This is a genomic window from Anaeroglomus insulsum, assembly GCF_050689095.1.
Classification (GTDB): domain Bacteria; phylum Planctomycetota; class Phycisphaerae; order Sedimentisphaerales; family Anaerohalosphaeraceae; genus Anaeroglomus; species Anaeroglomus insulsum.
In genome coordinates, this window is record NZ_JBOGCL010000012.1 from 140,647 (window position 1) to 150,405 (window position 9,759).

The following is a 9,759-nucleotide window of genomic DNA, read 5'->3' on the forward strand; positions in this document are numbered from 1 at the left end:
TGTCAGGAAAACGTTCGAGTTCCAGTGGCTGGGCCCAGACACAGAACAGCTGGCTAATTGAGTCAAACAAGGGTTGAATATGAAAAAGTCCGATTCCAGGTTTGAGCATCGCAGAACCGTTGTCTTCAGCATTCTGGCTCTGGTTTTGTTTGTCTGTCTCTTTTGTGCTCTGGGAATGTACTGGAGCTGGCATCGAAATCAGGAATTTGCCCGGCAGGTTGCCGGCTGGCAGGACCAGCTTGAGGCCGGACAGTTAGACACCATTGAAACCGACGCATTTCACCAGACTCTGTACTGGAACTGGGTGGAAGAAGGTCTTGTGATGGCCGTGGGACTGGTTTTTCTGGTGATTGCCGTCAGCATGGTCTTTGTCGAACTGCTCAAAAAAACCCTGAGTTCCAAGCGGTTTCTGCAGCACAGCATTGATGCGTTAACCCAGCCGTATTATGTCATTGATGCCCAGAGTTACGAAATCGTTATGGCCAACAAAGCCGCCTCGACGGACGGCGATCCGCTGGGTCGTCACTGTTATGAACATCATTACAATACCGCCTGGCGATGCGATCCGGATCAGACCGACTGTGCCGTACATCGGGTCCAGCAAACAGGTCTGCCGGTGGTCGTTGAAAAACAGAGAACCGATGCGCAGGGCAATATCCGGTATCTGCATGTCTACGGGTACCCGATTTGGGACGAGTCCGGCAAGCTGACCCATGTGCTTGAATATATTCAGGACATCACCGACCAGAAGCGATTCGAACAGGAGCTGTGCACCCAGCGGGAAAGTCTGCAGGCGATCATTGATATTGCACCGACAGGAATGCTGCTGCTGGATTCGGAGCTGCGTATTCGGCAGATCAATCGCAATCTTGCCCATCTGGTCGGCAAAGACGCCTGCAAGATGGTCAATCTTCGGCCCGGCGATGCCATCAACTGTCTTTCGGCCGTAGAAAGCGTCGCCGGCTGCGGTGCCGGCAATACCTGCGCCCAGTGTCCGCTTCGCATGGTCCTTAATCAGGTTCTTGCGGAAGGCCAGACCATTGAAAAAAAGGAAACCAATCTGACCCTGCTGATCAACGAGCATCAGACCCCCCTGTGTCTGGAAATCAGTGCTGTCCCCATCACGCTGGAAGGGCAGACACTGGCTCTGGTGGTGGTCAACAATATCACGGACCGGAAAAATACCGAACAGCAGCTTCGACTGGCCAAGGAACAGGCTGAACGGGCCAACCGGGAAATGGAACATCTCAACGCCCGTCTTGAGACTGCTGCCCGACAGGCCAATACGCTGGCTCAGGAAGCCATGGATGCCAGCAAGGCCAAAAGTGATTTCCTGGCCACAATGAGTCATGAAATCCGGACTCCGATGAACGCCATTCTCGGCTTCAGTGAGCTGCTGATGGAAGAAACCCTGCCTCCGCAACAGCGTGAGTATGTCGATATGATCCACAACAGCGGCAAGACGCTGCTGGCACTGATTAACGACGTGCTGGATTTATCCAAGATTGAAGCCGGCAAATTGTCCGTTGAAATACTCGACACGCGTCTGGATGTCATGCTGGAAGAGATGGAATCGATGTTCCGACCGATGGCGGCAAAGAAGGGGCTTGAATTGGCCGTGCTTCAATGCGAGGAATTGCCGCAGACGATTCAGACAGATCCTACGCGGCTGCGTCAGTGTCTGATTAACCTGATTAATAATGCCATCAAGTTTACGGACCAGGGGCATGTCTATGTGAATGTATCCCGTCGGCAGAAACACAATAAGACGTATATTCAATTTGACGTTGAAGATACCGGTATCGGGATTTCAGCCGACAAGCAGCAGTCTGTGTTCGAGGCGTTTGTTCAGGCCGAGGGTTCCACGGCCCGAAAATACGGCGGTACCGGGCTGGGGCTGGCCATTTCTCGAAAATTGGCCGGTCTGTTAGGCGGCGATTTGACGGTGTTCAGTCAGCCGGGTGTGGGGTCTATTTTCACCCTGACTATCGAAGCCTTCGGCAAAGCCTCTGCTGCCCCGGAATGGAATAAATATGAACGTGCCGAAAAGCTCCATACCCAGGCGGAAGCTCCCTCTGCTCCTCTGGCGACCAAAACCACGGTTCTTCTGGTGGAAGACAATCCGGTCAATCAGCAGCTGATGAAGGTGATTTTATGCCGGATGGGGCATGACGTGACCCTGGCTGAAAACGGCCAGCAGGCGGTTGAGGCGGCTCAAGCAACCGCATTTGACATCATTTTGATGGATATTCAGATGCCGGTGATGAATGGTCTTGAAGCCACCCGTCTGCTGCGGCAAAAGGGGATCAAGACGCCGGTGATTGCGGTTACTGCCAATGCGCTCAAAGGGGACCGGGACCTGTGTCTCCAGGCCGGATGCGATGATTACTTGTCCAAGCCTGTGGATAAAGACCGTCTGGCTGAGATGATTGCGCGGTATCTGCCGGCCGGACAAACCCGGCAATAATGGGTACGCGGGCTGTGGGGGTGTGTTGAAAGAGGTGATTTCAAAACGGCTAAGCCCTGTTCTCGATACTGCATGCACCGTCTGCAGGCAGAACACGGAAACCCGGTTGCGCGTATTATTATTAAAAAACATTGCTTGAATTTGTTTTTTAATAAACTATAATCGCGATTATGTCTATAGGCCAAATAGTTCGAGAACGCAGAGAAGAACTAAACCTGACCCTCGACGAGGTGGCAGCGTTCACCGGTTTTTCGAAGCCGTATCTATCCACCGTTGAAACCGGGCGTGTCAAGAATCCTCCCAGTGATGAGCTGTTGCGGAAACTGGAAATCTGTCTGAAATTTGCCGATGGGCAGCTGCTTCGCCTGGCGCATATGGAGCGCATGCCCAGCGATATCCGCAGGGATTTTGAAACCATTGATGCCGAAAACCGCAAGTACAAGCAATTGCTCAAGCGAATAGCCGAACACCAACTGGATACCGCCCAAATTGGCAACTTATTGAAAGAATTCGACTTGCAGTCGGAAGCGGAGCGCAAAGACCTGGTTGCCGGCCAACTGGTGCCGGTGATCAATCGTGTGGTTGCAGGCTATCCGGCTGAATTTGACGATATGGGTTATCCGGTTGGTATCGCCGAAGACTATGTTCGATGCCCGGATTTGCATGACCCGAATGCATTTGCCGTCCGGATTATTGGTGATTCCATGGAGCCGAAATTTTCCGAAGGGGATATTGTAGTCTTTTCGCCGGCGGCGGATGTGCAGAATGGAGATGACTGCTTTGTGCGGTTTGCACAACCCCATGAAAGCACCTTCAAACGGGTCTTTTTTGAGCCGGATGGCAAGGTGCGTCTGCAGCCCAGAAACGAAACCTATGCTCCCACAATTGTCGATGGCACTCGTCTGAATGGGATGTATCGGGCGGTCATTCGGTTTCATCGCCTCTAACCGCGTCCGGCTCGGATTACTTGGCCGGCAGGGTTGTTGTGGTCGTTGACGTTGCGGGTGTTGTTGTGCTGGTCAGCGGAATCAGGCGAATGCGGGCCATCAGCGGGGGTGTGGGCGCTTCAATCTGGCCGGATTTGACAAATTCCGGCGGAAAGTTATAAATGACAGGCCGCATCGGAATTTCAGGCAGAGCGGCATCGCCCTCACGCACTTCCACCAGAATCTGAAACCGCTGTTTTTTATAGGCATCGAAGGCCTTTTCGGTGCCGCGAATATCACTGATGGTCTTGAAATCGGATTCGTTGACCAGTTCGACTTTATACTGTCCCAGCATCGATGGGCTGATGATATAGCCGACCATCGGGTTGATGGGCTGCTTGTTGAGTTGTTCGGTGGCTGGCAGGGTAATTTCCACCAGTTGTTCGGCATAACGACGCTTGCCGGGCAGAATTTCGACATAAGGCTTTTCTTCCACCGGCAGCTTCCGTGCCCGCTCCATCTGGGGTTTGGTCAGCATCACGATGGCCGGGCCGTTATAATCCTGGCGAACCGGCACTTCCACCTGTGAAGGCTCTATGGTCTCATGCTTGACAATGGCGCCGGTTTCATCCACGCATTGAATCACCAGCGGCTTTTTGACCAGCCGTTCCACCACCACCTCCACTTTTTCCGGCAGGCAGGATTCCAGCGTCAGAGCATATTCTCGCACTTTGGGATTGCGGCGAATGAAATCCGCCAAATCCAGGGTAAAGGTGCCGCCGCGTTCATGGCCGAATTCCTTGGGATCATAAAAGAACTCCATCCGCTCGTTGCGATATCGGCGGACCATTTCGGAGATTTTGGTCGGGGCCCCTTTAAACGTCAATTGCAGTTTATCTACCTGATCCTGGCCTTTGTTGAAGCTGATCAGGTAATCCGTATCGGCCACGGGCGCCACCCGCAGCACCGCCACCCAGGGCTGACTGGTTTCCAATGACAAAAAAGCCCATGCCCAGATCAGCAGGGTCAGAAAAATCACCGCCAGTATTTTTTTTATCCAGTCACCCATGGTTATAGTCTGGTACTGTTATCCTCGGATGAATGTGTCGTGTCATTCTTATGCCGTGTGTGGCCCAGCCGTTCCAACAGGGGGGCGGCTTTGACCACGGCGGTATTCAGATGCCGGCGAAGCTGCGTTTCGGATATATTGCGGATTAACTGCCCGTTCATCGCCAGCGACACAATACCGGTTTCTTCGCTGACCACAATGACAATGGCATCGGAGGAACCGGTGACGCCGACGGCGGCACGGTGCCGTGAGCCAAGTCGTCCGTACACCGAATTGTCTGCCTCGGCCAGCGGAAGCTGAACCCGTGCGGCAATAATCCGGTCGCCCTGAATAATCATGGCCATATCATGCAGCGGCGAACCTTCATAAAAGATGGTTTTGATCAGCTCGCTGGTCACTTTGGCATCGATTCGAACCCCGGTTTCGACAAACTCACCCAGTGCGACCTGCTGCGGAATGACGATAATGGCACCGGTTTTTTCCGCGGACATCTGGTTGACGGCTTCGACGATTTCCTCAACGCAGCGGCTGAGCTGCTGAGGTGAACTGGTCCCCAAAAAATCGGCCTGACCGATGCGAATCAGGGCTCGACGCAGCTCCGGCTGAAACGCCGTAACCGCCACGATTAAAACCGCAATCAAAAATCCGCTGTATAGATAGGCGATACGTTCCATGCCGAACTGGCGAACCACCAGATTCAAAACGAGGGAGCCGACCAGCAGAACGAAAATAATCCCGCGAAACAGACGCTCTCCGCGTGTGCCTTCCAAAAAACTCAGAACAATGTAAACAAACAGACCGATTAATACCAATTCGGCAAGAATGATCCAGCGCCCCTGGGAGGAACTGTTGACAATATAGTCAAAGATTGCATTCAAGGTTTAGTACCTGCTGCATTCCATGCTTTAAGGACTTTATTTTGAGATTACCAACAAAAACAAACGGGATAGAACTGGTTAGCGAACCACCATTTCGGACAGACGGGTCGGGCGATCCAGCAGCAGGGCCGCATCAATATCATCCTGGATCATAATCCAGTTGGTCTGAATCACATTAATATGGTTGCGATGCACCTCTTGAGCGGTTCGGGCCGGAGCCGCACAGCCATTCATCAAAACAACGCCCAGCGCAACACCCAAGATAATCATCCCGTTGAGTATGTGTTTCAGATTCCGTGTATCCATAACTAACCTCAAAAGAATAAGTCCTGTAAATTCATATACTGAGTTTTAAAATTGTATCAGTCTCCGGAAAAGGTGTCAATTGTAAAACCTTACATATCAGCAGGATAATCAAATACCACCTGACCCGCTGAAGTTCTGGTTGGGTGATGAATGAATGGAATAAAATGGAGATGCCTAATCGAGAAACTTTTGCATTGGGGGTGAAGATTTCAGTAGATTTACCTATTTTATCGTTTTGCCTGTAAAGAATGGGGGAATTTGCTTGAATGAAAACGCTCCAAAGTCTATAATTAGACCATTGTTGGAGAGAAAACATAATTGGGGAGTATTGTGATGAGAACCAGACTCTTGCACCTGCTGGGCATTGGACTACTATGCATGGCAGGTTCTGCCTGCGCCACGCTTTCGCCTACATATTTGGACTTTGAAGATATCATAACAAAAGAGATTAGCGGAACATATTACAAGGATCTCTATTGGGAATATGGCAACCCCGGGTATTATAATATCAATGGTTCCTGGATGTGCCCGGAACCGATAAATTCGACCGATTATTACTATTGCCCGAAATCCGGCACCCATTATCTGACTAACAGTTGGGGCTGTACCGAACTGGGGATTCAGTTTTTAAAGCCTGTGGAAGTGATAGGGGCTTATTTCTCCGGCCATGGTTTTATCGACAACTGGGCCGAGGGTGTGCGTGTACATGGGTTTCGTAATGGAATCGAAGTTGCTGTTACACAATGGTTTATGGATATTGACCAGACACCCGACTGGTTTGCAATCAATCTAAAAAATGTGGATCGCATTGTCATCGAAGCCAAACCGGCCTCACAGAGCGAAAACGGCTCTCTATACGGCATATACGGCTGGTATGGTATGGATGACCTGGTGTATGATGTAATTCCTGAACCTGCCTCGCTGATCTTATTGTCCCTGGGGGCACTGGTGATTTCACGGCAGCGTGCCGCGTGAGAACACTTCTGAGATGATTTGAGGGGAGATACCAGGTCTTTTTAATCGACAGCGGCCTCAAGCCGATCGGCCGGACATTCCAGTCGCATCAGCAATTCTCGCTCAGATACAAAACTGTCGGCCATTAGCTTGATTTGCTGTTCTTTGCTTAGCAGCAGGACCTTAAAATCCCCTAGATTCACATTGAACAGCCTGCGGAGATAATCGCAACTATCTTGCCCCAACTCCATATTCCCAATGTGGCTGTTACCCTGCTCAAAGATTTCAGCAATGATCAATCCCTGTTCCCGCAGAATGACATCGCTATCGGCAAATAATTCCTTCTGAATCCGATAGACATGATGGCGATCCGAGGGGGAAAAGACAAATAGCAGGCTGTTGCGGGTTTTGAATCCGTTCAAACTCATACGCAAATCGGTCATATAACCCCCTTCTCACCCGATACTCCATTAATAACTCTATTTCATCTTCCTTGAGAGCAAGGCAGGTTGTTTACAAGGTGCTCTATAAAAATGCGTAATCGTCAAACGTATTACGGATTTTATCGGACAATGTTCGGAGAGTCAATAAGTATTTTTACGGATATATTTTATTTTATTGGATAAAACACAGCCAGACGGATGGAAAAAGCCTGTTTTTTTGTTCTTCAATACGTATGATAGAAGATGGTTTGATTCAACATGAAGCATTCATTCGTAGATACAGCGGAGCGACTATGCGATCGATTTTGAAACTATTTTGTGTTGTGGTGGTTGCTATTGCAAGTCCCACTTATGCGGCTGAGCTGACAGAAATCGCCCGGGAAGGCCGGGAGAAGTCCTCAGCCCGGGTCGAACCCGTCCAGCTTAACGGCAGCCCGGCCCTGGCGGTTGTTTTTGAAGGGACCAAAGACCTCCATTATTATGCCTCGGCCCAGACTGCTCCGGCCGAAGGGCTGGAGTTGAAGGTCTCTGCGAAAGCGGATGGGCTTTCGTTCGGCAGTACCATCTTCCCCAAGCCGGGTATTTTTTACGATCCGGGCCAGGAAAAAGAGGTCGAAGTCTATGTTGGGGCCTTTGAGGTCTATCTGCCCATGATTAACCCCCCCGCAGACGGGACCGTTCAGGTCCAGGCCCTCGTGGCCGGGATTGCCTGTACCAGCAAGGTCTGTCTGGCCCCCTTCGAAAAAACCGTACCTGCCCAAATCGACTTTGCCCAGGCCGGAACCTGGCGCGCGGTAACCAGCGACCTTGCAGGGCAGCGCGTTGCCCCAACACCCGCACCTGCCGCCGGCACCGCCCCGGCAGCCGAAGTCGTCGGTGCTCAGCCTTCCGAGTCGCTGGGCCAGCTGCTGGCCGGCTGGCAGGAGTCGTCCAATACACAATCCGCATCCGGCCAGGGGGGCTGGTATTTTCTGCTGGCGCTCTTGGCGGGCTTGTCCATTAATATCATGCCGTGCGTCCTGCCGGTGATCCCCCTGATTGTCATGCGTCTGGTCTCCCAGACCAAAGAGACTCCATCCCGGCGCATTGGGCTTGGACTGTCGTTTTGCGGCGGGATCGTTTTATTTTTCGCCGCCTTTGCGGCCTTATCTGCCATCATCAAAATCATCACCGGTTCATCGCTGGACTTAAACAGCCTGTATCGCAATCCGACCGCGGTGATTGTGTTATTTTTGCTGATTGTCCTGTTCGCTCTGGCCCTGATGGATGTGCTGACGCTGTCGCTGCCGTCTTCATTGGCAGGCAAGCAGGGTGGCAGCGCCGGATATGCCGGCTCGGTAGCGATGGGCTTTTTCGCCGGCATCCTGAGCACGCCCTGCAGCGGGGCCATCATTGGCGCGGTGCTGGTCTGGGCACAAACCCAGCCGGCGGCGGTCAGCGTCACGGCCCTGATTCTGATGGGGGTCGGAATGGCCGTGCCCTATGCGGTGCTGGTCTCGGTGCCCAGGCTGCTGTCGTTTGTGCCCAAACCGGGGACATGGATGGAACATTTCAAAAAGGCCGGCGGATTCCTGCTGCTGCTGATTGCCGTCAAGTTTACCCTGACGGGACTGACCAAAGATCACTTGATTAACGTGCTGCTGTATGGCGTGGTGTTTGCGTTCTGCGTGTGGATGTGGGGCAGTTGGGTGAACTTCGCCACGCCCACAGGCCGCAAGTGGGCAACCCGGGCCGCAGCCCTGGCGATTGCCGTTGCGGCCGGCGTCTGGCTGCTGCCGGTCCCGCAGGAGCCGGTGATGCGGTGGCAGGCCTACGATGCGGCGGCAATTCAAAAGGCGATTGAAAACAGGCAGACGGTCCTGATTAAATTCACCGCCGATTGGTGCACCAACTGCAAGGTGCTCGAAAAGACCGTCTATATGGATCCACAGGTCGCCAAACTAGTCGCCGACAAAAAAATCCTCGCTGTCAAGGCCGATACCACGCAGGCCCACTACCCGGCGGCGGTGGATTTAAAGGCCGTCTTCGGCGAAGCAGGCAACGTGCCGGTCACCATCCTGCTCAATCCCAATACAAAATCCCTCACCAAACTCCGCGGCATATTCGATAAACAGGAATTGATTGAAAAAGTGTTTTGAGATGACCATCTGTATATAAGACAATTCTTGTTGACAAAAAGGGGTAATTTGCTATATTGTCGATACAGTGGAGTCACATACAGGGTGTTCCTTATTTTTTTATATGCTAAGCGGGTCGGTCTTGCGGAGCGCAAAGGAAACTCTGATAAGTAATGCGGAGGTCTTATTTAGAAAGGTGGGTCGGATATGCGGCGAGGGGTATTTTCTTTGGTTATATTTTGGGCGGTTTCTCTATTTTGTTTCATAGGATTGGCACGGGCAGAAGAGGATTCCATTGCGAGCGCCTAAAAAGTGCGAAAGTATATAAGGAGAATAATGATGAAAAACATGATGGTTGCAGCCTGTGCTTCATTTCTTTTATTATGCGGGTGTCATGGTCAAACCATGAACCATTACCCAATTTGCTGGGATGGCCAGTCTGTGGACCAATTTGAGGGCAAGACGCTGGAGGCGATGCTGTGGATTCGTCCTATATTGAATCGCGAGTATGAAGAAAACTTTCCAGGCAACTACCAGGTCTATAAGCGATTTGACGACAGCGATTACCAGATATTATTGGAATGCCTGAAAAACCCCGA

9 protein-coding genes are annotated in these 9,759 nt (G+C 51.7%); 5 read left to right on the forward strand and 4 right to left on the reverse strand.

The window, feature by feature from the left end; all coding sequences use genetic code 11:
• Nucleotides 1-79 precede the first annotated feature (79 nt).
• Together ACQ9LF_RS11610 and ACQ9LF_RS11615 are read left to right on the forward strand one after the other, a co-directional pair.
• Nucleotides 80-2,467 carry a PAS domain-containing hybrid sensor histidine kinase/response regulator gene (locus ACQ9LF_RS11610; protein WP_462489575.1) on the forward strand — a complete coding sequence of 796 codons (2,388 nt, stop codon included), beginning with the start codon at nucleotides 80-82 and terminating at the stop codon, nucleotides 2,465-2,467.
• 170 nt (nucleotides 2,468-2,637) lie between these two features.
• Nucleotides 2,638-3,414: an XRE family transcriptional regulator gene (locus ACQ9LF_RS11615; protein ID WP_462489576.1), complete on the forward strand. Its 777-nt coding sequence runs from the start codon at nucleotides 2,638-2,640 to the stop codon at nucleotides 3,412-3,414.
• 16 nt (nucleotides 3,415-3,430) lie between these two features.
• Here the strand turns inward: ACQ9LF_RS11615 and ACQ9LF_RS11620 are convergent, their stop codons facing one another.
• From ACQ9LF_RS11620 to ACQ9LF_RS11630, 3 genes are all read right to left on the reverse strand, one after another.
• Entirely contained in the window at nucleotides 3,431-4,462 is a 1,032-nt protein-coding gene (locus tag ACQ9LF_RS11620; RefSeq protein ID WP_462489577.1) for a hypothetical protein, read from the reverse strand.
• Between the two features lie 2 nt (nucleotides 4,463-4,464).
• Nucleotides 4,465-5,340, reverse strand: a complete 876-nt coding sequence (gene cdaA / locus ACQ9LF_RS11625) for a diadenylate cyclase CdaA (RefSeq protein WP_462489578.1) — start codon at nucleotides 5,338-5,340, stop codon at nucleotides 4,465-4,467.
• A gap of 78 nt (nucleotides 5,341-5,418) precedes the next feature.
• Entirely contained in the window at nucleotides 5,419-5,646 is a 228-nt protein-coding gene (locus tag ACQ9LF_RS11630) for a hypothetical protein (protein WP_462489579.1), read from the reverse strand.
• A 333-nt stretch (nucleotides 5,647-5,979) separates the two neighbouring features.
• On the opposite strand from ACQ9LF_RS11630, the gene ACQ9LF_RS11635 reads away from it, so the two are divergent.
• Complete coding sequence (locus ACQ9LF_RS11635; RefSeq protein WP_462489580.1) at nucleotides 5,980-6,621, forward strand: PEP-CTERM sorting domain-containing protein; 642 nt, start codon at nucleotides 5,980-5,982, stop codon at nucleotides 6,619-6,621.
• Between the two features lie 41 nt (nucleotides 6,622-6,662).
• Here ACQ9LF_RS11635 and ACQ9LF_RS11640 read toward each other — a convergent pair whose 3' ends face one another.
• Entirely contained in the window at nucleotides 6,663-7,043 is a 381-nt protein-coding gene (locus tag ACQ9LF_RS11640; protein WP_462489581.1) for a DUF4174 domain-containing protein, read from the reverse strand.
• Nucleotides 7,044-7,336: 293 nt separating this feature from the next.
• Between ACQ9LF_RS11640 and ACQ9LF_RS11645 the strand changes: the two genes are divergently transcribed.
• Together ACQ9LF_RS11645 and ACQ9LF_RS11650 are read left to right on the forward strand one after the other, a co-directional pair.
• Complete coding sequence (locus tag ACQ9LF_RS11645) at nucleotides 7,337-9,181, forward strand: protein-disulfide reductase DsbD family protein (RefSeq protein ID WP_462489582.1); 1,845 nt, start codon at nucleotides 7,337-7,339, stop codon at nucleotides 9,179-9,181.
• A 315-nt stretch (nucleotides 9,182-9,496) separates the two neighbouring features.
• Nucleotides 9,497-9,759, forward strand: a 263-nt coding sequence (locus tag ACQ9LF_RS11650) for a hypothetical protein (protein ID WP_462489583.1), incomplete at its 3' end; no start/stop codon positions are given.